This is a genomic window from Candidatus Diapherotrites archaeon (assembly GCA_030688545.1).
Classification (GTDB): Archaea; Iainarchaeota; Iainarchaeia; order Iainarchaeales; family VGJJ01; genus VGJJ01.
Genome location: JAUYHT010000002.1, coordinates 258,347 through 285,121, shown reverse-complemented (window position 1 = coordinate 285,121; position 26,775 = coordinate 258,347). Strand labels below are relative to the sequence as shown.

28 protein-coding genes and 2 tRNA genes are annotated in these 26,775 nt (G+C 48.5%); 15 read left to right on the top strand and 15 right to left on the bottom strand.

From position 1 onward, the window contains the following. Positions 1–108: 108 nt before the first annotated feature. Positions 109–3,591: a ribonucleotide reductase N-terminal alpha domain-containing protein gene (locus tag Q8P05_02120; protein ID MDP2666273.1), complete on the bottom strand. Its 3,483-nt coding sequence runs from the start codon at positions 3,589–3,591 to the stop codon at positions 109–111. Positions 3,592–3,717: 126 nt separating this feature from the next. Then, positions 3,718–3,846 carry a hypothetical protein gene (locus Q8P05_02115; protein MDP2666272.1) on the bottom strand — a complete coding sequence of 43 codons (129 nt, stop codon included), beginning with the start codon at positions 3,844–3,846 and terminating at the stop codon, positions 3,718–3,720. A gap of 211 nt (positions 3,847–4,057) precedes the next feature. On the opposite strand from Q8P05_02115, the gene Q8P05_02110 reads away from it, so the two are divergent. The 7 genes from Q8P05_02110 to Q8P05_02080 all read left to right on the top strand — a co-directional run bounded on the left by Q8P05_02110 (position 4,058) and on the right by Q8P05_02080 (position 9,705). Further along, positions 4,058–5,038, top strand: coding sequence for an RsmB/NOP family class I SAM-dependent RNA methyltransferase (locus tag Q8P05_02110; protein MDP2666271.1), 981 nt, complete (start codon positions 4,058–4,060; stop codon positions 5,036–5,038). After that, positions 5,035–5,508, top strand: a complete 474-nt coding sequence (locus tag Q8P05_02105) for a hypothetical protein (protein ID MDP2666270.1) — start codon at positions 5,035–5,037, stop codon at positions 5,506–5,508. Before Q8P05_02110 ends, Q8P05_02105 begins: the two co-directional genes overlap by 4 nt. Further along, positions 5,480–6,112: an HAD hydrolase-like protein gene (locus Q8P05_02100; protein MDP2666269.1), complete on the top strand. Its 633-nt coding sequence runs from the start codon at positions 5,480–5,482 to the stop codon at positions 6,110–6,112. Before Q8P05_02105 ends, Q8P05_02100 begins: the two co-directional genes overlap by 29 nt. A 125-nt stretch (positions 6,113–6,237) precedes the next feature. Further along, positions 6,238–7,395, top strand: coding sequence for a HAMP domain-containing protein (locus Q8P05_02095; protein MDP2666268.1), 1,158 nt, complete (start codon positions 6,238–6,240; stop codon positions 7,393–7,395). Positions 7,396–7,490: 95 nt separating this feature from the next. Then, positions 7,491–7,844 carry a response regulator gene (locus Q8P05_02090; GenBank protein MDP2666267.1) on the top strand — a complete coding sequence of 118 codons (354 nt, stop codon included), beginning with the start codon at positions 7,491–7,493 and terminating at the stop codon, positions 7,842–7,844. A gap of 1 nt (position 7,845) precedes the next feature. Next, entirely contained in the window at positions 7,846–8,382 is a 537-nt protein-coding gene (locus Q8P05_02085; protein ID MDP2666266.1) for a hypothetical protein, read from the top strand. A gap of 12 nt (positions 8,383–8,394) precedes the next feature. Continuing rightward, the gene (locus Q8P05_02080) at positions 8,395–9,705 is read left to right on the top strand and encodes a HAMP domain-containing sensor histidine kinase (GenBank protein MDP2666265.1); all 1,311 of its coding nucleotides are present in this window, start codon (positions 8,395–8,397) and stop codon (positions 9,703–9,705) included. A gap of 53 nt (positions 9,706–9,758) precedes the next feature. Here the strand turns inward: Q8P05_02080 and Q8P05_02075 are convergent, their stop codons facing one another. Next, positions 9,759–10,397, bottom strand: coding sequence for a class I SAM-dependent methyltransferase (locus Q8P05_02075; GenBank protein ID MDP2666264.1), 639 nt, complete (start codon positions 10,395–10,397; stop codon positions 9,759–9,761). A gap of 314 nt (positions 10,398–10,711) precedes the next feature. On the opposite strand from Q8P05_02075, the gene Q8P05_02070 reads away from it, so the two are divergent. Beyond that, a complete protein-coding gene (locus tag Q8P05_02070) occupies positions 10,712–11,473 on the top strand; it encodes a hypothetical protein (protein MDP2666263.1) in 762 nt (253 codons plus the stop codon). A gap of 1 nt (position 11,474) precedes the next feature. Here the strand turns inward: Q8P05_02070 and Q8P05_02065 are convergent, their stop codons facing one another. The 4 genes from Q8P05_02065 to Q8P05_02050 all read right to left on the bottom strand — a co-directional run bounded on the left by Q8P05_02065 (position 11,475) and on the right by Q8P05_02050 (position 15,277). Beyond that, positions 11,475–12,278 carry an ABC-2 family transporter protein gene (locus Q8P05_02065; GenBank protein MDP2666262.1) on the bottom strand — a complete coding sequence of 268 codons (804 nt, stop codon included), beginning with the start codon at positions 12,276–12,278 and terminating at the stop codon, positions 11,475–11,477. Next, on the bottom strand, positions 12,259–13,008 hold the full coding sequence (locus Q8P05_02060) for an ABC-2 family transporter protein (GenBank protein ID MDP2666261.1): 750 nt from the start codon (positions 13,006–13,008) through the stop codon (positions 12,259–12,261). Before Q8P05_02060 ends, Q8P05_02065 begins: the two co-directional genes overlap by 20 nt. A gap of 28 nt (positions 13,009–13,036) precedes the next feature. Then, the gene (locus tag Q8P05_02055; GenBank protein MDP2666260.1) at positions 13,037–14,023 is read right to left on the bottom strand and encodes an ATP-binding cassette domain-containing protein; all 987 of its coding nucleotides are present in this window, start codon (positions 14,021–14,023) and stop codon (positions 13,037–13,039) included. Positions 14,024–14,332: 309 nt separating this feature from the next. Then, positions 14,333–15,277, bottom strand: coding sequence for a Fic family protein (locus Q8P05_02050; GenBank protein MDP2666259.1), 945 nt, complete (start codon positions 15,275–15,277; stop codon positions 14,333–14,335). Positions 15,278–15,662: 385 nt separating this feature from the next. Between Q8P05_02050 and Q8P05_02045 the strand changes: the two genes are divergently transcribed. Beyond that, on the top strand, positions 15,663–15,974 hold the full coding sequence (locus Q8P05_02045) for a hypothetical protein (GenBank protein MDP2666258.1): 312 nt from the start codon (positions 15,663–15,665) through the stop codon (positions 15,972–15,974). A 197-nt stretch (positions 15,975–16,171) separates the two neighbouring features. On the opposite strand, the gene Q8P05_02040 is transcribed toward Q8P05_02045, so the two are convergent. Then, positions 16,172–16,245 (bottom strand) — tRNA-Ile (locus tag Q8P05_02040). 134 nt (positions 16,246–16,379) lie between these two features. On the opposite strand from Q8P05_02040, the gene Q8P05_02035 reads away from it, so the two are divergent. Beyond that, positions 16,380–17,315, top strand: a complete 936-nt coding sequence (locus Q8P05_02035) for a tRNA-dihydrouridine synthase family protein (GenBank protein MDP2666257.1) — start codon at positions 16,380–16,382, stop codon at positions 17,313–17,315. Positions 17,316–17,418: 103 nt separating this feature from the next. Here the strand turns inward: Q8P05_02035 and Q8P05_02030 are convergent, their stop codons facing one another. Together Q8P05_02030 and Q8P05_02025 are read right to left on the bottom strand one after the other, a co-directional pair. Next, positions 17,419–17,595 (bottom strand): hypothetical protein, encoded by a 177-nt coding sequence (locus Q8P05_02030; GenBank protein MDP2666256.1) that lies wholly within the window; start codon positions 17,593–17,595, stop codon positions 17,419–17,421. A gap of 130 nt (positions 17,596–17,725) precedes the next feature. Further along, positions 17,726–18,109 (bottom strand): hypothetical protein, encoded by a 384-nt coding sequence (locus tag Q8P05_02025; GenBank protein MDP2666255.1) that lies wholly within the window; start codon positions 18,107–18,109, stop codon positions 17,726–17,728. Between the two features lie 56 nt (positions 18,110–18,165). Here Q8P05_02025 and Q8P05_02020 point away from each other — a divergent pair, with 56 nt between their 5' ends. Further along, positions 18,166–18,780 carry a class I SAM-dependent methyltransferase gene (locus Q8P05_02020; protein MDP2666254.1) on the top strand — a complete coding sequence of 205 codons (615 nt, stop codon included), beginning with the start codon at positions 18,166–18,168 and terminating at the stop codon, positions 18,778–18,780. 185 nt (positions 18,781–18,965) lie between these two features. Here the strand turns inward: Q8P05_02020 and Q8P05_02015 are convergent, their stop codons facing one another. Beyond that, a complete protein-coding gene (locus Q8P05_02015; GenBank protein MDP2666253.1) occupies positions 18,966–20,714 on the bottom strand; it encodes a M3 family oligoendopeptidase in 1,749 nt (582 codons plus the stop codon). Positions 20,715–20,767: 53 nt separating this feature from the next. Between Q8P05_02015 and Q8P05_02010 the strand changes: the two genes are divergently transcribed. Further along, positions 20,768–21,706 (top strand): hypothetical protein, encoded by a 939-nt coding sequence (locus tag Q8P05_02010; protein MDP2666252.1) that lies wholly within the window; start codon positions 20,768–20,770, stop codon positions 21,704–21,706. On the opposite strand, the gene Q8P05_02005 is transcribed toward Q8P05_02010, so the two are convergent. From Q8P05_02005 to Q8P05_01995, 3 genes are all read right to left on the bottom strand, one after another. Next, positions 21,672–23,444 carry an ABC transporter ATP-binding protein gene (locus Q8P05_02005; GenBank protein ID MDP2666251.1) on the bottom strand — a complete coding sequence of 591 codons (1,773 nt, stop codon included), beginning with the start codon at positions 23,442–23,444 and terminating at the stop codon, positions 21,672–21,674. The genes Q8P05_02010 and Q8P05_02005 overlap by 35 nt on opposite strands. A gap of 158 nt (positions 23,445–23,602) precedes the next feature. Next, positions 23,603–23,743 (bottom strand): hypothetical protein, encoded by a 141-nt coding sequence (locus Q8P05_02000; GenBank protein MDP2666250.1) that lies wholly within the window; start codon positions 23,741–23,743, stop codon positions 23,603–23,605. 144 nt (positions 23,744–23,887) lie between these two features. Then, positions 23,888–24,439, bottom strand: coding sequence for a gamma-glutamylcyclotransferase family protein (locus Q8P05_01995; GenBank protein MDP2666249.1), 552 nt, complete (start codon positions 24,437–24,439; stop codon positions 23,888–23,890). A 113-nt stretch (positions 24,440–24,552) separates the two neighbouring features. Between Q8P05_01995 and Q8P05_01990 the strand changes: the two genes are divergently transcribed. Beyond that, positions 24,553–25,446, top strand: a complete 894-nt coding sequence (locus tag Q8P05_01990) for a radical SAM protein (GenBank protein ID MDP2666248.1) — start codon at positions 24,553–24,555, stop codon at positions 25,444–25,446. 108 nt (positions 25,447–25,554) lie between these two features. On the opposite strand, the gene Q8P05_01985 is transcribed toward Q8P05_01990, so the two are convergent. Next, positions 25,555–25,627 (bottom strand) — tRNA-Gln (locus Q8P05_01985). Between the two features lie 121 nt (positions 25,628–25,748). Here Q8P05_01985 and Q8P05_01980 point away from each other — a divergent pair. Continuing rightward, positions 25,749–26,327 carry a phospholipase D family protein gene (locus Q8P05_01980; GenBank protein MDP2666247.1) on the top strand — a complete coding sequence of 193 codons (579 nt, stop codon included), beginning with the start codon at positions 25,749–25,751 and terminating at the stop codon, positions 26,325–26,327. Continuing rightward, entirely contained in the window at positions 26,303–26,749 is a 447-nt protein-coding gene (locus Q8P05_01975; protein MDP2666246.1) for an SRPBCC family protein, read from the top strand. The genes Q8P05_01980 and Q8P05_01975 overlap by 25 nt, the downstream gene beginning before the upstream one ends. Positions 26,750–26,775: the final 26 nt, after the last annotated feature.

The following is a 26,775-nucleotide window of genomic DNA, read 5'->3' as shown; positions in this document are numbered from 1 at the left end:
CCCGATCCTGCACCCCCTCCACAAGTGTAATGGGCCGTTTTCGTCCGGCCGCACCGATGGACGAGGGAGGGTTACACCCTCCCGGCGGCCGAAACGGTTTGTTTTGGACTACACGGCGCAGTAACTATACCCGCAATCCATGCAGGTGGCGCAGCCCTCCTGCATGTGGAGCTTATTCCCTCCGCACTTGGAGCAGGTTTTGCTGTCATGGGTGGTAATGCTGTTACCGAGGATCTTGCTCTTGTAGTCCTCTTCCACTTGCTTGCTGCTTTTCCCTTTCACATTGAGGTTCAGTACCTGCTGATCGAATCCCTTGCTCCCGTCGCGATAGATGGTGACGCCCTTGCATCCCAGTTTGTAGGCGAGCATGTATACCTCTCCCACATCGTTCACGGTGGCGTCGTGTGAGAAGTTCACCGTCTTGGAGATGGCATTGTCGGTGTACTTTTGCCACGCGGCCTGCATCCGGATATGCCAATAGGGAGTGATATCATGCGCGCACACGAATGTTTTGCGTATGTCTTCCGGAATATTTTCGCAGTGTTGCGCGGTTCCTTCTGACGCTATTTTCTCCATCAACTCTTCTGAATAAAATCCTCGCTTGATGGCCACATCCTTGAATATCTCATTCACGTACAGGAGTTCCTGTCCGTCCATCACGCGTTTCACGAATGAGATGGCGAACAGGGGTTCCACGCCCGAAGAGCAGTCGGCGATCATGGATATTGTCCCCGTGGGAGCGATGGTGATGCGCGCGCAATTTCTAAACGTGGGCCCATCAGGGCGGTCATAAATACTTCCTTTGTGATGGGGAAAAACCCCTTTTTCTTTTCCCAGTTCTTGCGACATCGCATCCGCTTCCTCACGGATGAATTTAGCCATCTTCTCGGCGAACTGGCATCCTTCTTCCGAGTTGTAAGGTATCCCTGTTCTGAATAGCATGTCTGCCCATCCCATGACTCCCAATCCGATGCGGCGGTTGCCCTTGTTCATCTGTTCAATTTGGGGGATGATATACTGATTCATGTCAATGGTATTATCCAGGAAGCGCACCGCGGTGCGGATGGTTTCCCGCAATCCATTCCAATCCACCTTTCCCTCGTCATTCACATACTTGGCCAGGTTCACGCTTCCCAAGTTGCACGAGTCATACGGCCCTAAAGGTTGTTCGCCGCATTGGGTAGCAACAATTCCATTGCAAATCATAGAATGGGTAGCAGGCTCCGTTAAATCATAGACTTCTTTTTCGCCCATATACTTTATTGATTTTACTGGTTCGTAAAATTGAGTGGCATAGCGTTTGCTGTAGCGCAAATTCATTAACGCTTTTTGTTTTTGTGGGTGAATGAATCCAATTTTTTCCTTGAATTGTTCAATGTGTCCACCGAATATTCCTATTTCGTAACACACGCCATCACTCCCATAATATTTTGTTTCGCCTTTCTTGTTTACATATCGGAATAACTTGTCGCGCGGCTCGCGATGGCGATTAAATAATTGGGATTTGATTCCGAGATTTAACAAAAGCAGTTGAACTTCTTTGAGCAATTGAATGCTCTTAGAGGTTAGGGCAATCCAATCGCTTCCGCTCTTTTTGCTATTGCGTACCGTTCCATCAGCACTGAACAGCCCTTGCAAATACCCGATTACGGCCTCTCTCGGAGCGGTAAAAAGAGCCGTTGGAACGGTTTTGTATTCGCAGTCAACCGGCGGAACCCCCAAATCTAAAAAGAAGCTGACGAAGAATTTGGAATGGTAGGATAAGTGATAAACTCCGTTTTCCCGTAGAACTTCCTTGATATCCCTTCCATAAAAAGAGTTAATGATGGGTTTGAAATAAGGCAATAATACATAGTCCTCCTGTGAAAATGTAAATCCTACCCGGACATTTTTATCGCCCGTGCGTAGCCATCCATCTCCCGTCAGCCATCCCAGCGTTTGGCCGAGTTCCTTCGACCAATGAGTGGGAAGATTAAGCCTATAGGTTCGTCTATTTTTTCCTAGAACGGTATTGACAATATCAAAGGGTAACTTGAAATTGGAATGGTAGGCCCCTTCTTGGCATTGGATGAGCACTTCATCCTTTTTGGGAATCAATTCGCCCAGTTTTTTCTTTCCTTGAATGGTAAATATTTTATGGTCGGCCGTGGCCTCCATTTCATACCCGGAGTGGGTAGTAAGTTTGTAGACGGGTTTTACTCCACTCGAAAATGCGTGTGAAATGTATCGAAGATTCAGATTACCTTGATCTTGGTCCATGAACATGATCATCCCACGCTCATCCATATACGTTATGGGGATGCGACAATCCGTTCCGATACGAAGCCCTCCTTCGGGATGCCGGGCTGCTAAATCGTCCATTCGCATTAAACCTTTCTCAGTGCTCACGCGCGTATCTCCAGCTACACACGGGTTAGTAGCTTCAATCTCGTGCACGTGGGGAACGGGATTGTCGCGGTTGATGCGGTCGATGAAGATGATGCCTGGATCCCCGCTCTTCCACGCGGAGGCCACGAGGTCGTCGTATAATGCGCGGGCATTTTCGCGCGCCACCACTTTTTTGGAATGGGGATCAATAAGGTCGAAATCCTCATCCTTCTCCACGGCCTCCATAAAAGCTTCAGTGATGGCCACGGAAATGTTGAAATTGTTGATCTTGGTGATGTCGTCCTTGCAGTGGATGAATTCCCGGATGTCTGGGTGATCCACTCTTAAAATACCCATGTTGGCTCCCCGGCGTTTTCCTCCCTGCTTGATGACCTCCGTGGACGCATTGTAGACGCTCATAAACCCCACAGGCCCCGTGGCCACACCTTTTGTGCTTTTCACCAGACTCCCTTTGGGCCGCAGTCGGGAGAATGAGAAGCCGGTTCCCCCTCCGGATTGATGGATTAACGCTTGGTTCTTCATGGTTTCATAGATTCCTTCTAAAGAATCCTCCACGGGCAGGACGAAGCAGGCGGATAATTGTTGCATAGGCGTCCCCGCATTCATCAATGTGGGGGAATTGGGCATGAAGGCCATTTTTTCCATGAGGGTGTAGAATTTGTCCGACCATTCTTTTACTACCGTGGTATCGTTTCCATAATTAGTAGGACTATTCAGTTCGGCCTGCGCGATGTTATCCGCGACGCGCCGCCAGAGTTGTTCCGGGGTCTCTTTTATTTTCCCAATCTCGTCACGAAGGAGGTAGCGTTCCTTGAGCACCCGCAACTGGTTGATTCCCACTTTCGTGTCCACCGGCATCCCCAGCATCGTTCGCTTCATGTCGCGTTCTTCCGCATGTTTCTGGCGGTAGAGGATGTAGGATTTGGCTGTTTTGGTTTCTCCCGCGCGCATCAGCTCCTCTTCCACGAGATCTTGGATGTGTTCCACTGTGGGGATGCTGTCTTCCGGGTGCTCCTGTCGTTCCTGGAGGAGGCGTTCAAACACCTTGTCTGATATTTTGAGGGCGAGGGATTCGTTTTCCTTGCCCGTGGTGTGGAATGCTTTGGTGAGGGCGAGTGTAATCTTGTCCTGGTTGAAGGCGACGACCGCGCCGCTCCTTTTCTTGATGCTTGGAATAAGTGTCTGGGATTGCGTACCTTCCATGGGAATACCACCTGGTGTTTGGTTAATGGGGACTGGCTACGGATTGGGGGAATGGGTATATCGTCTCTTGCATTTTTAATCATGCTCTCGCCCCCCTCCATTCCCTGAATCTCCCATGAATTTCCCTTACCCCGCCACCAGGCGCGCGGCCTCGATCAGGGCGAGGGCGATGATGAGGGCCACGATGGATCCTGCGATTTTCAATATGGTTTCAGCCGTCTCCATATAATCGGTCTCCCTATCATCCGCTTTCATTTCTTCCATTCCCCTATTGGAATAGATGAGGGTCTCCCGGGTCCCATAATCTTTGTCCAGCCCTCCCCGGACCGCCGACCCCTCGTCTCGTATGGGGGGCTCTCAGGAGGATTTGATATGGGCCCCTTGAAAAAGGATCAAGGGTTCAATGGTTTAATTCCCCCCAATGAATAGGGTCGAATTTTAAGGCGACAGTGGGGAGACATTCCGTATGCCCCTCCCTCCGCGCCACGTTTCCCGCTATAAGGAGCGGCTCCCCCCACGCCTCGTTTCCCGTTACTGGGAGCTGCTCCCCCGGGACGACTTCAACGCCTTCCTCGCCATTTCCAAAACCAAATGGCCGCGTTACCTCCGGATCAACACCCTCAAAACTAATCCGGATTGGGCCAAGCGCCGTCTTACCGCGCGGGGAGCTACTTTTTCCCCCACTCCCTTCCCCGATGCCCTACGCCTGGACACCCTCCCTGGCTTTTTAGGGGGGTGGTGGGAGGTCCAGTTGGGCTTCCTTCATGCTCAAGAGTTGGCCTCTCAAATCCCCCCACGAATACTAAATCCGCGTCCCGGGGAAACCGTTTTGGATATGGCCGCGGCCCCGGGGAACAAAACCATGCAATTGGCGGAGATGATGGGCAATCAGGGCACCCTTTTGGCGTGCGAACCCATGAAAACGCGGGCCCATTCCCTGCGTTTCGTCCTTGGAAAAGGGGGGGTGCTCAACACGCGCATTGCTCTTCAGGATGCGTTAACCCTCCCGTTATCAGGGCGGTTTGATAAAATCCTCCTCGATGCCCCGTGTTCGGGGGAGGGGTTGCTGCGAAAAAATCCATTAGCCCTGAGGGCTTGGTCCGAGAAATATGTGTACCATAAGGCCAGACTTCAAACCAAGCTCATGCTACATGCGGCCGATCTCTTGAAACCGGGAGGGGAATTAGTCTACAGCGTCTGCACCCTCTCTCCTGAGGAATGTGAGGGGGTGGTTACTACACTCCTCCATGAGCGCCCGTCAATGGAAATAATCCCTTTTCCCGATTTGGGTTTGACCATGCGTCCGGGTCTGGAACTTTTCCGTTCACGTACATTCGCTAAAGGAATAACCCACACCCGGCGCCTGTATCCTCAAGACAATAACACCCAATCCTTTTTCATAGCCAAGCTTCGGAAGACCAAGGATGGAAAAGGAGATTCCGCATGAAACTTACCTTCCTCCCACCCAAGGAAACGCTCCGCTACACCCATCATCTCACTCAACGCTATGGCATTCCGTTTTCAATAATGAGGGGGTGGCAATGGTATGCGTTCGGCAGCAAGGTGTACATTGTCACCCCCCCTTCCATCCCGGATGAAACATATAATCTCTATGCCGCTGGTCTTTTGGCATTCACAGATGGAAAATCATTCACTCCCACGACCAATCTCATTACGGCCATTGGAAAATATATTACCCAGAATCGCGTGATCCTGGAAGAAAACCATCTGTCTCTTTTTTTCGCTCGCCAGCCCATTCCCTTGACGAATGGAATGACATTAAACCTATTATCCCCGGGCTTCGTCGCCGTCTCATTCGATGGCCACATCATCGCCTCCGCCCGCGCCACCCAAACCCATTTAATCCCCAATCTCCCCTCTTCCGAACATGGCCAAAAAGAGAAAGGGAAAGGGTAAACGGTTCGCGCATCCTTCGTATTGGCTTATCCTGGATGCCCATGGGGTGCTTATCCCTAGTTCCGAGCGTCTAATCCTTCGTGGGTTGGCGCGTCATTCAACATTGCCTTATTGGTATATCCTCCTCCGCTGGGCCTACTTTCATATCCCCTCCCAATTGGGGAAGATGGATTCCAAAACGTATTATGAAAAGGTCATCGGCCGCCCGCTTTCCGAACAGGCATTCAATGAGTGGATTGTGAAACCCTATCGGGAGAAATTCATCATTTTCCCCCAGGTGCTCCAGGAACTCAAACGCTTGCATTCCAAGGGATGGAAGATAGGCGTGCTTTCTAACATGCACGAGCTCCAAGCCAGGTTGCACCGCGAGCAGAAAACATTCAAGGATTTCGATCTTGTGCTATTATCCTGTGAACTGGGTCAGATGAAACCCTTTCCTGAAACCATGGAACTCATGCAGAAACACACGCGTGCGCGGCGCGACCACATCGTTTTCGTGGATGATGTGTGGTTGAACGTGGTGCCAGCGCAACTGATGGGCTATAATGCCATTCGTCTACGGGGCTATGATCCCCTCCTCCGTTTCCTCATGGACCTGGAATGAACCCCCCTATTTTCACCTACGTGGATAGATAGCGCTGATTAATGGGGTGCTTCCTCATTACAGGAAGGGGGCATTTTTCCATTCGCAGACACGCATATAAGGGGGGTGGGGGTCCTTTTACCATTATGCATATCCGGACTAAACTAATCCTCTTGTCCATCATACTGACTTCCGTTACGATGTTCCTGGTGGGGTCGTTGACCATCATCCAGTCCTCGGAGGCATTGGCCGCCTCCCACATCGGGCACATGGGTGCCATCGCATCCCTTCAGCAAGAGCGGATCAAGGAGGCGGTGGCACAGAGCGTGGAACGCATCTCCTTGTTGCAAGCGAGTGCGCGCCTCAAGGATGCATTGCAAGTTTATTCCCTCGACCGCAATGCCGCCATTATTCTTGGTACCGAGACCCTCAAGGAGATCCAAATTATATATCCCGATTTCAAAGAAATCCACCTCTTGGATTCCAATGGGGTTATTCTCTTCTCGACTTCCACCATTGAATCAGGAGCATTTTTCTCCCGCCCGTTATCTTTTTCTTTCGAGGAGGCCTTGCGGGCCCCCGGGATTTCCCCGGTATTCCTGGATGAAAACCGCTCTCCCTTCCTCTATGTATTCACCCCTATCCAGTCGAGCAACGAAGACACCAGTGGTTTGGTTCTCGCCCGCCAGCCCGCGGACCTATTGGTGTCCATCGCTCATGAAACGGTGGGATTGGGAGAGACCGGGGAAAATATGATCGTGCAAGCTGAGGAGGATGGGGATATTGTGTTCATAACTCCCCCTCGGTTTCCTTCGCAACGCGTGGAGTTCGGGCGCATGGCCGCTGTGGATGCCAGCCCTTTAATCATAGCCGCAACCAAAGGACACGTAACAGTGTTCGAGTCCGAGGAGGATTATCGGGGCGTGCAGGTCCTGGCGACCACGCGTTTCCTTGAAGGAGTGAATTGGGGCCTCATTACTAAGATGGATGTGGCGGAGGCCCAGCGCCCGATAGAGGATCTCCGCAACCTCATTATTCTGGCGGATGGCATTGCACTGGTACTGATTGTGATGATTGTGTTGGTCGTGGCTGAATCCATCGCGTCTCCCATCACACGCTTGACACGGATCGCCAATGACATCTCCCATGGTGTTTTGGATGTGGAAGTGGATCCCCGCCTCAAGAAATTGGATGACGAGGTGGGGGATCTCGCCCGCTCCTTCGATCGGACGATGGTGAGTCTTAAACTGGCTATGCGCCAAATCCCTTCGGAAGGGGAAAAGCTCCTCTCCCGGAAGAGATGACTCTTTTCCAATCCCATTATTAAATTCCCCCATGTTAAATAAGGAAGTAAGTTTATATCATCCGTTTCAATGTAAAGGATAAACCAGGTGATGCCATGAAAACCATTTTAGTCGTGGATGACGAACCCGATGTCCGGGATACCGTGAAAACTGTACTTGAGAAGCATGGCTTCAAGGTCGTTACGGCCGTCGATGGGGATGACGCTCTGCATCGATTGAAAGGCGTGACCCCGGATCTCATCCTCTTGGACATCATGATGCCTGGCCTCCCGGTGCGGGATTTAGTGTCACAGGTGAAAGGAGTGAAAATCGCCTATCTCACCGTGGTTCGGACCACGGAAGCAGAGAAGGAGCAGTTGTTCACCAATTCCAATGTCGTGGGGTTCATCCAGAAGCCCTTTGATATAGGGGAGTTGATTGCGCAAGTAAATCATTTGATGGGGGATTGAGATGGATATCCTTCCCCATCTTGAGAAAGACCCGGTGTTGGAGATCCTCATTCCTGCCCCGGAGTACGTGTCGTTGACCCAAGATATCAGCCGTCAACTCTCGACGAAGCGGGTGTGCTACGTCACTCTGAACAAGACGGCAGCCTCCCTCGCTGAGTCCCTCAAACACAATCAGGTTAATTTGGAAAACATCTTCTTCGTGGATGCCATCAGCAAGACCTTCACCAATAACCCCCCATCTTCTCCCCTCATTGCCTACGCGGATTCCCCCGGAAACTTTGACAGCTTGAATAAAGTGCTGGATATGACCTTGCCGCAGAAATTCGACTTCTTGATTTTTGATTCCGTAACCAATGTCCTGGTCTACCGTGACATCCCTTCCACGGTGCAATTCCTCTCCTCTTTAGTGCGCCGCATCCGTGAGCATTCCACGAAAGCGGTCTTTTTCACCCTGCAAATTGATAAGCACCAGGAGCTGATTCAGGAATCCTACATGTTCATGGACCGGGTCGTCGATATGGGCCATTGGTCCGGGTAAGGGGGGCAGGAGGTGAATCTCCGTTCACGCCTGGTATCAGGGTTTTTCTCCGGTTGCTTGGCCCTCGCCATTCTAGGATTGGTGGCCATCCGGATATTGGATCCTGAGGCCAATATCATGCTTATCTCTTTTATCGCCCTGGGGGGCGTGGGAATTCTTACCCTCTTCATCCTGGTCCTCGCCCATTTTACCATCACGGAGCCCCTGCACCAATTCACCCATGCCACGCGTCAGGTTCAGAAAGGTCATTATGATGTGAAGCTTGATTTCCATACCGGGGACGAGTTTGATGAGCTCGCGAATGCCTTTAACCGAACAGCGAAGGATTTGGCGGAAGCGGAGTCCCAGCGCCGTCAGATCGACAAGTCCAAGACGGAGTTCCTCTCCATCACCTCCCATGAGCTCCGGAGTCCCATAACCCCCATCCGGGGGCAATTGCAACTGCTCGAGAGCGGATTCCTTGGACATCTGTCTCCCAAGCAGAAAACCAGCATCCGCATGGCTCTGCGCAATGTGGACCGATTGGATAAAATCATTTCCGATTTACTTGAAATTTCCCGCATCGAGGCTGCGCGATTGAAATTCAATTACAGGAAGGTGGATATTCCCTCCTTGGTTCGTGATGTCGCCGAGGAGATGCACAATTATTTACCATCCAAACATATCGTCATCCTCACTAATATGGATTCAATCCCCCCCGTGGATGCGGATCCAGATCGCTTGGCGCAGGTCTTGCGGAATCTCCTCAATAATGCCATCAAATTTTCCCCGCCTCACTCAGAAATTAAGGTGGAGGTGCGCAAGCGGACCAAGGATGTGCTCTTCTCCATTCATGACAAGGGAATCGGGCTCACGGTGGAGGAACAGCGGAATTTGTTCACCCCCTTTTTCCAGGCGGAGCAAACGATCAACCGCGAACACCCGGGGGTGGGATTAGGTTTGGCTATTTGCAAAGGCATCGTGGAGGCCCAGGGGGGCACTATTTGGCTGGATTCAAAAAAAGGGAAAGGAAGCACCTTCTCCTTCACCCTCCCCTATCTTCCCCCCCTCTCCTTCAAACCTATTCCCCTACTCTTCTCCGGATCCAGCCTCACCAGCGCCCGCATCCTGGACTTATTCAAGAAGCACTTAGGCATCATGGGTGAGTCCGAATTCCGCGTGCTCCAACAGCAAAATAAGTTACACGTCAAAGGATTAACAGAATATGCGGATTCCCTCATTGCCAAAGGCATCCTCTCCCCCAATCCCGGAAAAGAATTCAAGGACAGCCTCCAGGATATATGGGCCACGCGCAAGTTGAAACGGAAAAAGGGGATACGCTAAAATAAAAAAAGATGCGTAATTCTGATGTACTTGGAAATAGAAAAATCCAAATTTCAATGTAAAACGGTTAGCCTCAATTCACTACCTCCCTCATTTAATTTAAGTGCGCCGAAGTAAACGTGAGTTCGATCATGTTTTTCATTTATGAATACTTTTTGAAATTCGCATGAATCGGAAAAACCTTTGACTGTATCGTATTTCAGATGTGGGGGAGCTACAACCAGGATGTTAGGAGTGATGAATCTCTTTATTCGATCAATAGTTTCTTTCAATGGTGGATTCTTTTGTGTAAGATCGCTTTCACTCCAATGTGACGACCATAATGGAATATCATAAATTGCAATATCTGCTTGGATATTTGTTAAGATTTCATCATTTGTAATATCGCCATGAATAAGGGTAGTCTTGTCTAATACGCCAGCAAGATCTAAATTTTTTTTACAATTAGTCAGTACTGCGCTGTCGTTATCCACTCCAATTACGTGTCTAAACCCTTTTGCGACGTGTGCTAGAGTAACCCCAATTCCACAACAAAGTTCAACCAGAATCTTGGTTCGATCTCCAAGCCTGTATTGCAAATATTCAGCAGTAACTGGATAATTTGAAATGTACAACGAGAAGGCGTCCCCAGAAATAGCAACTGAATATCCTCTCCTCTGAATGATTGAGTCTCGTGTGTAAATGGGATTCATCAGAACCATAATTTTCAGGTATGTCTTATTTTATTATGTTTCTACCCTGGGCTGGATTTTAGCCTGAATTCCGAGTTTATAGAACCTCGCTTAAAGATGGTTTAACATACTTAATATGTCGGAGCGTAAACCACAGTTTTTTAGAATAGGTTGAAAGCGACGCTATTTTTTTGAATTAATTATGGCTTACTTTTTTATGGGCGTGCCAGTACGCGAGCCAAACGCTATACGGCGAAATCCTCACTTTGTAGAGGGAGAAGAGGTCCGCCTTCTAAAAAGCCCACATTTATAATCCAAAAAATAGCTGGTTATTCATGGCATTCAAAAAAGAGTATGTTATCGGGTTCATTCTCATCCTCGCGGTGGTGGTGGGGGCGTGGTATGTGTCGCAAACAGAATCCCCCATTTCTCCTCCCGAAACGATTGAATTACGTGCGGGCGAAAGGCACGGCCCCTTATTGGTACAGCGTATTTTTCCTGATCGCGTGGAAGGGTTGAATTTTCCAGATTATCCCGTTTCATTCGAGGAAGGGTTGCCCATCACCTTGCGAGTGGGGGAAATGGCTTCCAATGGGTGCACCATTTTTCTCACGCTCGAAAAAATAAATGCGGATTCCGCTGAATTTAGTGTTACAACGCGGGACATGGATCAATATCCCTGTCCAATCTGCCTTTCTGGGGAGACCGTCATCGACACCCCGGGCGGGGCCATGAATATCAAAGCATTACAACCCGGGATGGCCGTATGGACATTGGATGACAAAGGGTACCGGGTGGAAGTTCCTATCCTGCGAGTGAGCCAAACCAGGGTTCCCTTGGGACACCAGATGGTCCGCTTGGAAATGGAGGATGGGCAGGTTTTATATGCCTCCCCTGGCCATCCCTTGTCAGACAATCGCTTGATTGGGGAAATTCGAGCGGGCGAAATAATTGAGCATACACGCATTCGTAGCGCAGAACGAGTCCCTTATGGGGGGTCATTCACCTACGATATCCTACCCTCCGGGTCTTCAGGCACCTATTGGGCCAACGATATATTGGTGAAAAGTACGTTGATTAAAGATGGGGAAAAGTAAATTATCCCTTTCCGTCATGGTGCCGAAGGCCGTGGTGCCATAAGTATTGCCGGGCGAAGTATAATCCGATGATCCACAGGGAAAGGATGCTGAAGGATTGGGCAAAATCCCCCGGTTGCAATTGATTTAGGTACAATAATGCAGGGGCGGCCGATTGATGATAGAATGGGAGGGCGAAGGCGAGTGATTCCACAGAAGAGGGGAGCAACGAGATAGGAATGACAGCCCCGGATAAGAGCCACGACAGGAAATAGATCCCGGTGTAGACTCCTGATATTTCCCCTAACCAAAACGAGAACATCCCGATGCAGTGATAGAGAAAAAATAAGGCAATATATCCTAGGGTAACCAAGATTAGGACCATTACCCCATTTAGTAATGTCGGTAGGTGTCCGAGAAACAAATAAGGGATGAGAAAGACGAAGGGAGTGAAGAACAATCCTAATGTGACGAAGTAGGCGGTGCGTAAGGATAATCGGTAGAAGAGGTAATTGATCGGCCGCACAATCTGAACCAGAATATCCCCTTTTTGGATGGCCTGCTCGACCCCCCATGCTTCCTCGAAAAAGCTTCCCGCCCGGCGAAACAGCAAGGCGAGAAATAGATATGAATAAATGAACTCAAATGTGTAGCCACCAAAAGCCGGATTGCTGGCAAACACCGCTTGCCATAAAACATAGTAAATAACGGCCATGAAAGGGAGAATGGTCCACTTCACGATGAAATCCCATCGGTAATGCAGGAGGCTTGTAAGTTGCAGGAGGAAGGATTCCCAATATTTCTCTTTACCCGCCATACGAGACATAGCGTGTCACTCCCCTTCGCCAAAGGATTTGAAACAATACAAAATTGATGATGAGGATACCGATTTCGGCTCCGAGAAGAAAAAACAAACTTTTCATGGAAATCTTCCCCAGTAATGCCATCGCCGGAATGGTGTGACCAAATAGAAAGGGAACGGTGAATGATGTAATTAATTGGATCCATCCCGGGAATAATGTTTGCGGATACCATTGGAATTCGAACAGCCCCTCCCATATCCGGTTGGCAAACTCCACTTTTTCAATCCAAAAGACCAGCATGCTCAAGGAAAGGAAAAAGAATAGGGTGATGAGGGCCGCTAGAAGGAGAATGATGACTAGCAACCCGATAACCTCCAATCGAATCGCCACCCCCAATACAATGGTGGCGGCCAGCAACCCGGCTATCCCGAGACCAAATCCCACTAATGAAATGCGCAGGCCTTCACCCACAAGCATGAACCATGCCGTGGTGGGGCGACACAAATATTTATCGAGCTCCCCCTGGCCAATTTTCTTCCACAAATTCAATCCAGCTGGGCCAAAGATAGTGAGTATCCCCAGAAAGAAATTCTGGACGGAGAAAAGAACTACCAATTCTCCCAGATTCCACCCTGGGATTATGGCTTGGTTTCCAAGAAGGGATTTCCAAAAGATGTAAAATACAACGAACTGGGCCAATAGGACGAGCAATTCCAAAAAATAATTGATGCGATACTCGGCGATGACCATCATATGCATTCGAAAAAATTGTCCTGCCAATTCAACGTTTTTTAGTATTTTTTCTCGAATAAAAGTCACGAATAACCACCTCCAAGGATGGATGTCGCACTTCAAAGGTGGAGATGCGTGCGCATGAGTAAAATGAATCCAATATGAGTTTGGCAGAATGGTTGGCGTCAAATTTCAGGATGTATGATCGTTCCTTCAATTCAACCCCATACAGGCGGCAGAGTCTCTGGAATTCCTTTTCATTTATTATTTTTTCTATCTCGAATTGGATTTCATTTTCAATCAAGAGGGTTTTCCTGAGCGAGTGCACATCCCCTTCATGGATGATTTTTCCCTTGTCTAATACAATAATGCGGTGGGCCAACTGCTCGATATCACCCATATCATGCGTGGTAAGAATCACCGTTGTTTTCTCTTTCTGGTTGATCGCAAGTATCGCCTCCCTCATGCGTTGTTTGGCCACTACATCCAACCCAATCGTGGGCTCATCCAGGAACAATATCTTTGGTTTATGGATGAGAGACGCCACCAATTCGCATCGCATACGCTGTCCAAGAGATAATTTGCGCGTGGGAATGTGCATGAATTCTTGTACATCGAACAAATCGACCAAATACTTCAATCGATCCTGGTATTCTGTCTCAGTCATTTCATAGATGCTCTTGTATAATCTGAAACTATACAAGGGGGCAATATCCCACCACAATAATGATTTGTGTCCGAAAACAACCCCGATATCAAAGGTGTATCGTTCCCTCTCCTTCCATGGGGTGAAATCATTTACGCCCACCTCGCCCTTGTCAGGAACCAATATTCCCGTCAAAATTTTGATAGTGGTGCTTTTCCCGGCCCCATTGGGTCCAATGTACCCCAATATCTCTCCTTCCTTCACTTCGAAGGTAACATCGTTCAGGGCGTGGACCAACTTCTCTTTGCGCGCGAGGCTTTTCCAAAATCCTTGGGATGGTTCCGGTATACGGAATGATTTGGAGACATGCTTGAAAGAAATGATTGGCATGAACGATACTACTGGGCCAGAAGGCTTTATTAGGGTTCATCGAACTTTTTAGAAAAAAGTTCGATCAAAAAGGTAGATAACCCCCTCAAATAGGGCGACTGTTCATCTCATCTTGTTTGGTGAACAATTGCGCGAGCCAATTGACATTTTTCTTCATGGCCCTATCAGTCTTTAGGCCGGGGGAAGTCATTTCTAAAAGTGAAAGTGCACCGGGGATGAGTCGATACTGCCCTTTTTGCGAAAAAGCTCGGCCCAAAGCCCGCCGAAGGCCCTCAGGAAACCAGTTCAAATCCGTCTCGCGTGTTTTATCTACTTTTTGATTTCTCGGTAATTTTGTTGTAATTGTTTAATAAGAAATTGAGTGAATAGTTGGTATTGGGAGTGATGTCCTTTTTCTTGGGTTTCAAAGTATTCCTTTTGTTTGGAATAAGGGATGTTAGTGAAAGGAAACTGTGCATATTGAAGGATGTAGTTCATAAGTAGCCGTGAGATTCTGCCATTTCCATCTGCAAATGGGTGAATGGTTGTAAATTGGCAATGAAAGACGGCAGCCAACTCCAGCGGGTGTATTCGATCTTTCTTTTCATAATACCACTCAAATAATTTCCTCATTTCTCCCGGAACATATTGAAAATGGGGGAATTCAAATTGGCTTGTTCGAATTTCAACATCAACCGGTCTCCAGATCCCCTTGTATTGATCGTAATGAGGAATTTTATCCAATAAGATATAGTGGAGTTGCAGAACCATTTTTTCGTTTAATTCCTGGTTGATTTTCAAGTATTGGTCATAACGTTGGAGGCATTTCTCCATATTCAAAACTTCCAAACGTTCTCTCTCCGTTCCTATTTTTTCATCTAACTTAAGTATGCGATGTGTTTCGTTAAGCGTGAGTGTGCTTCCTTCAATTGCATTTGTATTGGTGATGAACCTTTCTCGCTCCCTTTCAATCCAATGTTTTTTTTGAATGCTGTTTAAATTTTCTATAAATGTGTTAGTTTCTTGTTTGATCGTTTCCAGCTTTTTGGCAGCAGCTATATTAACATAGCTCGTTTCAGGCTTCAATAATTCATTCGAGTAAAACGCGTTGACTCGTTTTTGAAGCTTCTTTTTAAATATTGGCAGCTCGCTCGTGAGGGGTTTCTGGTTTCCGAGATAAACAGATATTTTCTGGTATTTTTTCCCAATGCGGATGGTTTGTTCAATGTAGAAATATTCCTTTCCTTTTACTTTCCTGGAAATAATCGAGCCCATAAATGTTATCACCACAAAACACTTTATAAAATGTGGTGATAACTTGTGAGGTGGGTCCGCTACAGGGGCGAGTTATCACCACTTTTTCTCTTTAGGGGTGTGGTGATAATAGTAGTTCCGTTGTTACTCAAATCCAAAAATACTGAAGAGGGTGATACTTAATGGTGAAGTTTCTACGGGTTTAGGGGACTCGAACTCGTTATCTGTTAGTCCACCGAGGGTTCTAGGTAATCTTAAAAAAACATAATTGGATTTCTCAGACGTGGTGGGAAAGAGGCACCGATTTCGATCCAGCCCCAGTTCGCGGGAAACAAGCGGTTACACCGGAAGTACAGGGGATCACTTGGGTAGGGAAAGGCCTTAAGCGGATGCCAGACGTGAACAAGTGAGCGCAAAGATACGGAGTGAAACACGTGAGTATACTGAGCGAGCAATAGATTATGGCAAATTTTCTAGCGGAAGCAATATTGTTGGTGGTCATGAAGTTGCCTGGAGGTTTATCAAAATTGTTGGTTGGGAGAAAGCCCAAGAGTTTGTAGATCTTGTCGGTGCAAATAGGGGTTTAAGTCTGTTATACAATGTCGATTCTTCTTCTATTAAACGCATTTTTAGTTCAAATGACATGAGACAAAGTGTAAGTGATTTGCGGTCTATTAATCGTAAAAAAGATGCAGAGAGGAAGAAGAAAAAAAAGTAGGGTCTGTGGGGGTTCTCCTAACCCCCTCGGTGCAGTCTCTCGCACCAAGCAGCCGAAACTGTTTATGCACCGGGGAGGATTCGGGAACGCACTCCTTTCTTTTAAGAAAAGAAAGTAGCGCCCAGTCAAAGAAAATGGCCAGCTGAGGGGTGTTGAAACAATCTTTCTATACCGCACCACACCGATGGAACGGTGTATGCACCGGGGAGGATTTGAACCTCCGACCTCCCGATTATCAGTCGGGTGCTCTACCAGGCTAAGCTACCGGTGCAACCTTTTTGCGGAAAAGGATGGCGAAAAAGCGTTAGGTTTCCTTTCTAGGAACCCATATCTTCGCACACTTATCTCGCTTTCTAATCTGCCATAAAGAATGCTTTTAAAGGCTCTTCCGCGGGGGCAAATCGTATGCCCTCCACTTCCTACGCCGGCCTCTCCCTTGAAAGTCCGGCCGTGTTGGCCCCCATGTCGGGGGTTTCCACTCTTCCTTTCCGCCTGCTTTGCAAAGAGCTGGGGGCGGGATTAACTTACACGGAGTTTGCGTCCGCCATGGCTATTACACGAAACATGAATGGCACGGCCTCCAACAACAAAGTGTTTAATCGGATTCGCACCGTGAGGGAGGAACACCCAGTAGGGGTGCAATTGTTCGCCCCCGAGGAAAAGGATTTGTGCACGGCCATCGATTTTGTCGAAAAGGATTTCGATTTGGTGGATATCAATTTTGGTTGTCCTTCCCCCAAAATTACGGGGGGTGGGTGTGGGGCATATTTGTTGAAAGATCCTGACAAACTGATTTCGCTCATTAAAGCGGCGGTTTCCGTTTCTAAAAAACCGGTCACCTGCAAGATGCGCATGGGGTGGGATAAGCCAGTATTGCATTCCTTTGTTAAAAAGATTGAGGAGGTGGGAGTGCAGGGCATTGCCCTTCATGCGCGTACCGCCCAGCAGGGTTATTCTGGAGCTGCGGATTGGGAATATATTAAGCGCATCAAATCCCTAGTTTCCATTCCCCTCATCGGAAATGGGGATGTGCGCACCGCGCAGGGGGTGCGGGAGAAACTGGATAACGGCTATTGCGATCTCGTCATGCTCGGTCGGTCGGCGTGGAACCGCCCTGAATTGTTCAGGGAAATCGTTGGCAATCCCATTCCCTCCAAACGGGAATTGTTGGCGCGCTATTTCCAACTTTGCCAGGCGCACCCTAATACGGATTTAATTGACATCAAGGCCCAGGTTTCTGGCATGCTCTCCGGCCTTCCGCATATTAAATCCCATCGTATGAGGGTCATGGCGGGAAAGGATTTGTCGCACGTCCAAGAGATGACACTGGCCGCGATTTGAGGATTTTTTTACATCTATAGAGAATTTTGGGACATGAGTATGATTAATGCTTTGAAAAAAAGAGAAGAAGGGGGAATGACCCCCTCCCTCTAAATGGAGCTGATCATTGGCCGAGATTAGGCATCGGAGGATTTTCATCCGAGGGTGGCTGATTGCTCGCGGGCGCTTCGGGGGCCGGTGCCGGGGTTTCCGTGACTGCCTCCAGGGGTTTCCCGCAATGCTCGCCAGGAGTCTCCGAAATGAATCCGCAGACCGTACACTTGAATTTTTCTCCTGTCATGATGATTTCCTCCAATATGGGATCTATGCCAGGTAAGAGGGTCAATCGTTTTAAAGGTTGAGAATTTTTCCCCTCCAAAAGGCCAATCCAAATAAAATAATCACCCATAGTTCCACGATCGTGGAACTTTTTAGATGTCGAATCCGATGAGCAATGTGGCTTCGTCGCCAATGACCTTAATGTGCTGGCATAAATAGTCATGCACTCCCAACCCCGGCGATGACGACACCACATTTTTGGCCGGGACCTCGGGGAAAACCACGGGAGGGAAGATAATTTCTCCATTCCCCTGGTGCACAATCTTTTGCGTCGGCTCCCGCCACGTGGAATCATGGATGACACAAACGCAGTATTTCCTTCCAACGGCCTCTAACACCCCTAAATTGGTGGCGTCCTCGTGCTCCCGGACGTAGGCGCAATCCTCAGGAGTCAGCACGAAATATCGGGTGATCCCCTGGAGGCAGGACAATTGATAAAGGATGTGCTTGATCTCCCTATTTTCGGCGGATGGCATTTGAAGGCATTAATGGCCATTTTGGCTTAAATAAGGGTATCCTTGTCTAAATGAGGATGGAACCCTATAAGGAAGAGACAAAACAGGCCTATGAGTTGTATCCGGAGATTTATGAAAAGAAGTCGGAAATCCATTTCAGAAATTTCGTTCGCCCATTGGCCGATGCCTTCATATCTCACCTTAGGGGGCGCACCATCATCGATTTGGGATCGGGGCCGGGGACGCATGCGGAATACTTTTACCATAAAGGTTTGGATGTGATGTGCGTAGATTATTCTCCCGAGATGCTCAAGCGGTGTGCGGCCAAGGGGGTGCGTACTCAATTGGCCGACATCGAGGAATTCCGAATGCCTCCCAATACAGTGGATGGGGTTTGGGCCTACACCTCCCTTCTCCATATTCAGAAAGAAAACATCCCCCAGGTCATCCGAAATATTAGTGATATGTTGAAAGGCGGCGGTTTGTTAGGGGTGGCCTTCTTCGGTGGGTACGGCGAAAAATTCATCGAGGTCCCTCTTATGCCGGGAGTGAAGCGCTGGTACAGCTTCTTCACGGATGCGGAAGCCCGTTCCCTTTTCAACCAACGATTTGACGTACTCGAAGGGAAAACCGCGGTCGTCCCTGATGGGAAAGTGTACCTCAATTATCTCTTTCGCAAGCGCCCGGGGTGAAAAAGGTTTCCTTCCCTAAAAGGCCAAGCAAAAACCTATATATTTGTTTTTTTGATGAAACTTTTTTCTAAAAAGTTTCTTTTGATGAAACTTTTTTTCCTAAAAAAGGTTCGTTTTTTGATGAAACTTTTTTTTAAAAAGTTTCTTTTGATCAAACTTTTTTTCTAAAAAAGTTTGGTTTGGAGTTAGAGCGCCTTCAGCTTTTTCACTTTGGCTTCCAATAGGTCGAATCCTTTCTGCCAGCTCGCCTTTTTGTTGGGGTCGAATCCTATTTCGAGGAGCATTTTTTCCGGGTCCTCGCTCCCGCCATAGGATAGGAATGTTTCATATCGCGGGACGAAGGATTTTCCTTCCTCCTGGTACATTTCCCAGAGCGCGTACACGAGCAATTGTCCGAAGGCGTACGCGTACACATAGAAAGGGTAATGAAAGAAATGCTGGATCATCGTCCATTCATTCGACACGTTTTCAGGGAGGTGCATGCTTCCCAATTGTTCCTGCAGGTTTTTCTTATAGGCGTCATGAATATCCGGGATGGTCTTCCCCTCCCGTATCAAGTCAAAGGCTTCCATCTCGAATAGGCTGAAAAAGGCCTGTCGGGGGATGGAAGCATAGGCGTCGTCCACCTGGTGCGCGAGCATATAGCGAGTGAATCCTTCCTCCTTATTCTGTTCCATCATCCTATCCGCCAAAAGCATTTCTCCAAAGGTGGAGGCGGTTTCTGCCAATGGAAGGGGGGCATGATGGTTGAGAATACTGTGGGAGGAGGAAAGGTGATTGTGCACTGCGTGACCCAATTCGTGGGCGAGGGTGGAGACATCGGTATAATTCCCTGCCCAATTCAGGAGGACAAAACTGGTTTCCTCTGGAGTAATGCCGGCGCAATACGCGCCTCCCCGTTTTCCCTTTCGGATGGGGACATCCATTCGATTTTGGGTTAGAACGCGGTGCGCTTCTTTTTCCATGCGGGGAGAGAAACCGCGGTAGGCCGCCATGACGTGTTTATAGCCCTCCTCGAATCCCCATTTTTTCTCCGGTTGGGGGAGGGGCGCATAAATATGATAACGGGAGTAGTCTACTCCTAATTCTTTTGTTTTCCATTGGAAATAATCCTGGAATATTTTAGTATTTTTCCGGCACACCCCCAGGAAGGTATCCACCATCTTGTCCGTGAGGTTGTTTCCCAGGTTGCGGGCGCTGATGGGGCGTTCGTATTTCCTCAACCCCACATTCTCATTCCATACATCCAGGACGAGGTTTCTATAAATTTCTCCCAGCACCGGGTTATGAGCGCCATAGGTTTCCCACAGCCGCTGATAGGCCCTCACCCGATATTTTGGATTAGGGTGTTTGATGTAAGCGCGGATTTCCTCTTCAGGAACCATCACGGTTTTCCCTTCCTTTTCCCAAGGAAACGTGAATTCATTGGTGATGATGTCATAGAGCTTCACTAATGCTTCTTCTCCCGTGGTATCTTTGAGGTTGGCCAGTTGTTCTTCCTTCTCGCTAAGCATGTGTGGGGAGAACTTGCGCATCTCCAGGAGGGTGTGACGGTATTCGGGATTTTTGGGCAACAGCGCCTGGGCCTTTTCTTTAGGCAATCCCATCCACCACAACCCGAAGAACATGGTCTGATTTCCAACTTCCGCCCCCATGAGGGATAAACGGGATTCGAGGGCCTTGACCTTTTCATCTGTCGTGTTGGTCGAAAACAGCATATTGCTGTACCCCCCAATACGGCTGCCAATAGTGGACATCCGTTCTTTCCTCCGGAGGATCTCCTCTATCAGCGCGGGGGTTGCCTTCGGGAGCATATTTCGGTATTTCTGGAATTCCCGGCCTTCTTTCCTAAGTTCCGAGATGGCTTCCTCAAGTTTAGTGTCATTCAAAAAAAGGGTTTTCAAATCCCATGTGGGGAGGGTTTCGGGGGGCATGTATCACCGCCATTGCGAACAAATTTAAAAGGGGGGGGGGGAGTACTCGTGGCATGGCGCGCAAACCCTTACCTAGCAAAAATCAATTTTTACCGAAAATCCAGTTGCTTGGAGTTTTGGTATTAAGCGCGTGCACCGCGTTATCTCCAAAACAAGGGGATAAGAAACCCATCTGGCGATTTCCTCCAATGAAGGATTTTACCGCAGGAGTTCACACGTTTATTCCTCCTGAAGAATTCAACCCAACCAGCTTCCTCATTCTGGGGGCCACCCGAAAGCAGGACCATAGCATTCAATTGAATCCATTTTTAGGCACCTGGGGCCGCTTGGGAAATGGTAATTATGGTTGGCATATTGGGGCGATCCCTGACAATCGGGAACCTGAGATGACCCAGTTTTTAGCTGGGGTGGCTCGCGAATTCGCAGGTGGAAAAGTAACAGTGGGTGGAGGCACCACTTTCGTGAGGGATGCGCTATCCAAGGAATTGGCGGGTAGGTTAAAAGTAAACAAAAACACTCAATTCACCTTATCAATGGACCCAACCAAGCCATTGAAAACCGGTATCCTCAATCTGGAACACTCTTTTGGAGAATTTGCCGGAACAACAGTGATTGGATACGTTGAACGCGGTTGGGACGGGAATGATAATTGGCGGGTAGGTTCATCCTTGGAACGGGGGCGCGTGACGTGGGATGTGGCCTATCATGTTGGGCTGCAGGATTACATTAACCAATTTTCATATGGTTTAGGCAAAGATGGAAGGCATTTCCTGTTTATTACGCCGGTATATGATGATAAGACCAATAAGTGGGAGTTGTCGGCCGGAATCAATTTCACCTTTTTTGGATTAGGCCGCCGACGTCAACAGCGAAAAGTTTCAACGGGGAATAGCAAGCGCCCCCTACCCCCCTCAGTATGGCGTAAGCGCGCGGGAAATACTGCCCCGCGGCGTACCCCTAGAGGGTCTCCGCCTCGGCGACGGGCGAGGTAATTTCCCCGCTCTGCTGGCGCCAGAACGCAAAATACAATCCTTTCTTCCTCACCAATTGGGAGTGGTTGCCAACCTCTTCAATGCCGCCGCGCTCGAGCACGAATATGGTGTCCGCATGGGTAATGGTGGATAATCGGTGGGCGATGAGCACGCAGATGAGGTGAGGGCGCTTCTTTTTTATTTCTTGAATCGTGTGCGTGATGGCCCGCTCTGAAATGGAATCCAATGAGGAGGTGGCCTCGTCGAATATGATGAGATCGGGGTCGCGCAGGAGGGCGCGGGCGATCGCCAGGCGTTGCCGTTCCCCTCCAGAAATCTTGATGCCTCCTTCCCCTATTTTGGTGTCTAGCCCCTTGTCCCCACGATGCACGATCCCCATGATATTAGCTTGTTCCAACACCCGCAGGCAATCCTCATCCGTGGCCTGGGGGTTGACGAACAACAGGTTTTCCCGTATCGTCCCGGCAAACAATTGGGTCTCCTGCGATACCAATCCCACTCGCTTCCGTAAAGAATCAAAATCCACGCGCGCGGAATCCTTTCCATTGAAGAGTATTTTTCCCCGGGAAGGGGTGTATAACCCCACCATGAGTTTGGCGAGCGTGGTCTTCCCACTCCCGGAGGCGCCCGCGAATGCCACCACATCCCCCGCATTCAGCTTGAACGAGGCTCCATTTACCGAAGGGATGGTTGAGGATGCGTACTTGAATGACACATCCTGGAATTCGATGGTTTGGATATGGGGAATGAGGATGGGTCGTGCGGGTTTGGCCTCAGGGGGGATGGATAACACTTCATCCAGGGCCTCATTGCTTGCTTTCGCCTCTTGGTAGGCCTGGGCCACGCGTCCTAAATCCGAGAGGGGGCCGAATATGAAAAAGGAGTAGAAGAGTAAGGAGAAGAGCGCTCCGAGCGTAATTTCCCCCTGGAAAACCAACCAGAGCATGAGGAATAGTAGTCCCGTGCGCAATAGGTTGATCGTTGTTCCCTGAATAAAGGCCAGGGTGCGCACGAGCTTCACTTTGGTGAGTTCCAATCCCAAAATACGTTCATTCACCTCATTGAGGCGCGTGATTTCTTGGTGCTCTAATCCCATGCTCTTCACCAATTCGACATTGCGCAGGGTTTCGGTGGTGCTCCCGGCCAGTTCAGCAGATTCCGTGACAATACCCTTCTGCGCCTGCTTGATGCGTTGCGACATGATGAAAGTAAATCCCCCCAGAAGAGGAATCATGGTCACGAATGCGGCGCCCACCATCCAGTGAACGGTGAAGGCGTAACCTAAAACGAAAATAATTCCCACCGCGGACAGGAAGAGCACCCCGATGAAGCTCTCGATAGCCCCTTGCGTGTCGGTGCGCGCCTTCTGGAGCTTCTGCAAAATCTCCCCCGATCGCCGGTCCTCAAAAACCCCATAGGGGAGGGAGAATGTATGACTCACTGAGTGGGCGTACATAGTGGTGCCCACTTTTTGAGTGATGAGGCTCACGTAATATTCCTGGAATGTTTTGGCCGTGCGGGAGACGAATGCCACGCCTACCGAAGCGGCTAATAGCAATAGCACCCCCGACAGAAATGCATCAGGGGGAATAGTTTCGATGTTGGTGGCGTAATCATCGATGATGAATCGGAAAATGAGCGGATCCAGGAGGGAAAAGACCTGGTTGATGGTCGCGAGGCCCAGGGCGAGTGCCAGGGTCTTCCGGTGCGCGCGGATGTATTTCCAGCCCGGAATCATGTTATATCGGGTGCCCAATAGGTTTTTTAACGGGGGAGGTTGTCCTCCTTATTCTTTTCCCAAAATTCCTCTTTTTCAAAAATTTATCCCTGGCTCTAAAAATAAATCCCCCCCACTTTTTTTTCCTTCAACCTGGGTGGGAGGATAAAAAATAGGGATTAGGCCCGCTCTTCCAAGGTAGCTCGCGGGGGCAATCCAGGGTGTTCTTGGGTGCGGTGTTCGTCCAGAACCAGTTGGGCAGTCGTCTCACTCTTTCCTTTGGCCACATAATGGCAGTCGGGGCATTTCAAAGATTTCATGCAATCACCTCCCCAATCCTGCGTGGGGCTTTCCTTCTTATGGTTACTTTTTTTCCGCTCACGAATGACCTAAAAATGCCGTGGCGCGTAGTAACATCCCCACCCCAGAATTAACCATTTAATCCATCTTTCAGAATTTTTTTATTATTTCAGGCGCCGATAGTTGGGAGAAACCCGGCTCGGTGGGCTAACGTCAATCGTATCATAGGCAGGGTGGGTTCCAATCCATTGGGTTACCGTATTCCCGTCCGCCAAATAAGTTGTTTGATCCCAATATTCTCCGAAGGGCAAGCTGATATGATAGGCGGCCTCCCGGCAGAGAATAAAATACTTCTTTTCCGGCAGTCGTTTCAATCGGTCGATACCCACCACATAATCCGCGCAAACGAATCCTTTTCCTACCATTCTTTTCGTTCTGAAATCATAGGCATGGGTCTCCTCGAGATTGTAATCCTCCTCCCGCTCCATGATGCGGCGCAACTCCTGCTCATCCACATGGAATAAAACTCCATTGAATGTTTTTCCCCGCGCCTTCTGAACATTCAACACATCCGGGTTTCTGCCTTTGCTAACGGCCAGGTTGAACAGGCGTTTGTATCCCCTCACCAGGATAGGAGTAAAAGGTTTGTCTGGGATAGTACGACTGAGGGATTGATGGGAGAGCAGGGAACCATATCCGATCATGGAATATTTCATGGAAGAGTTGGCGCGGTGGGGAAATATAAACCACCCGGCCGAAAGAAAAGTAAATTAGCCCCGCGGAGATTCAGATACGCCTTTTTAGGTCGGGATGGATGTCAATTTAATGTATGGGAAGACCATTTGCTAATATGGAGATTAAAGAAATCCAGTCAAAATCTATTTTGACCCCATCTAAACTTCCAGCAGCGGATTACGTGGTTAACCCCTATTTGGGTTGTCGTTTTGCTTGCTCATATTGTTATGCTAGTTTCATGGGTCGATTTGCGGATAAATCCGTTGCTGATTGGGGAGAATATGTTTATCCTAAAATGAATGCAGCGGAATTATTAAGAAAAGAAATTTTGTCGCTGAAAAATAAAGGAAAAGGAAAGGTCGTGTTGTTTAGTTCAGTTACAGATCCTTATCAAGGATTAGAAGTAAAGTACCAATTAACACGAAAGTGTTTAGAAGTGTTAATTGAAAACCACTTTGAAGGAGAGGTTAGTTTTCTAACAAAATCAGATCTAATCTTGCGTGACTTAGACTTAATTAAAAAGCTAAAACATACGGAAGTTGGTTTGACCATAACAACTACTGACGATTCGATTTCACGCTATTTTGAGAAATATGCCCCACCTGCATCGAAACGATTAGAAACACTCAAGAAACTGAATGAAGAAGGGGTGAAAACCTATGCATTCATTGGGCCCTTATTGCCTCATTTTGTTTCAAAAGAAATAGTACTAGATAAGTTATTCAAGGCTATCGCAGAAACCGGAAATAAAGAAATATTTGTCGAACATATCAATCTAAGTCCCTATATTTTCAAACGATTAAAAGAAGACGCAAAAGAGCTCGGTGAAAAAATAATCACCGAATTCTATACCTCAAAAAGCGAGAACTATAGAGAACAGTTAAATCAAATAATCCATAAGCTAATCAAAAGATATGGGCTCAAATTGAAACTACAAAAAGTCATTTATCACGGAGAAAGAAAGAATACACAAATCATGTCCGAGTGAGAAATTGCTTTTGGTGATTATAGCCCCGCGAAGATTCAGGAACCGGCCTTTTTAGAAAAAAGGCCGGCGAAAAAGCGTGCGGTTTCCCGCGGTGCAGGAACCCCAACATAGCCCCGCGGAGATTCGAACTCCGGTCTTCAGGTCCAAAGCCTGACATCCTTGACCACTAGACGACGGGGCTCGCCGTTTCCCAATAGCAACTTCCTTCCAATGGATTATTCGCGGACGACTCCATTCGGGTTGCCTCGGATGATGACTTTTTGTAAAATAGCCTTTTAAGAGCCCCCTGCGGGAGTGGGTGCATGCACCTCTCTCCCAAGGTTTTTTTAGGGATTCTTCTCTTGGTTTTCGGAGTGGGATTGGGGGTAGGCGTGGCGCATTTTTCCCCCACGGGGTTAGTCATCCAGCCCACAACTCAAACTCCTTCCTCCTTGGAATATGATTCCATCCAATCCGCTTTCTGCCCCTCCCCTATCTGCGAATCGTTGCCCCTGTCTGCCATTCATGCGTCGCAATCCAAAATAGACGTGGCCATGTATTCCTTTACCCATCCCCAGCTCGCCCAAGCCCTTATGGATGCCCATGAGCGAGGCGTGGTGGTGCGGGTTCTCCTTGAGCGCCAGCAGGCAGGGGGTTCTTTTTCCCAGCTCCAAAATCTTCGGGATGCTGGCCTTTCCGTGCGTATTGACGCCAACCCCTCCTACATGCATCACAAATTCGCGGTGATCGACCAAACAGTAGTCCTCACCGGCTCCATGAATTGGTCGCGTAACGGGGTGGGAGAAAATAATGAAAATGTGTTGGTTATTCATTCCACAGCATTGAATGCGCGGTTCGCGCAGGAGTTTGAAACCTTATGGCACCAAAGCGAAAACAACTGAAACCAAAAGCACCATCCAAAAAAGCTGAAAGAGGAAAAACCATCCGGCAAACGATCACGTTTTCCGTTCCCCCTGAAAAAGTGTATGAGGCGCTGATGGATTCCAAAAAACATTCTTTTTTCACCCAATCCAAGGCTTCCATTTCTCGCCGCGTGGGGGGGTCCATTTCAGCGTACGATGACTACATTACTGGAAAGAACCTAGAACTGATTCCGGGGAAAAGAATTGTTCAATCCTGGCGTGCGTCGGATTGGGAAAAAGGGGAACCATTTTCCATTGTCCGGTTTGAATTGGAAAAAAGCAGGAATGGAACCAAATTGGTGTTCACGCACGAAAACATACCCTCGTCTCACGCCGCGAGTATCGCGGAGGGATGGAATGCCTTCTATTGGAAGCCCATGAAGGTTTTTCTGGAGAGATAATGTTTTCCTGGAGCCATGAAAAAATC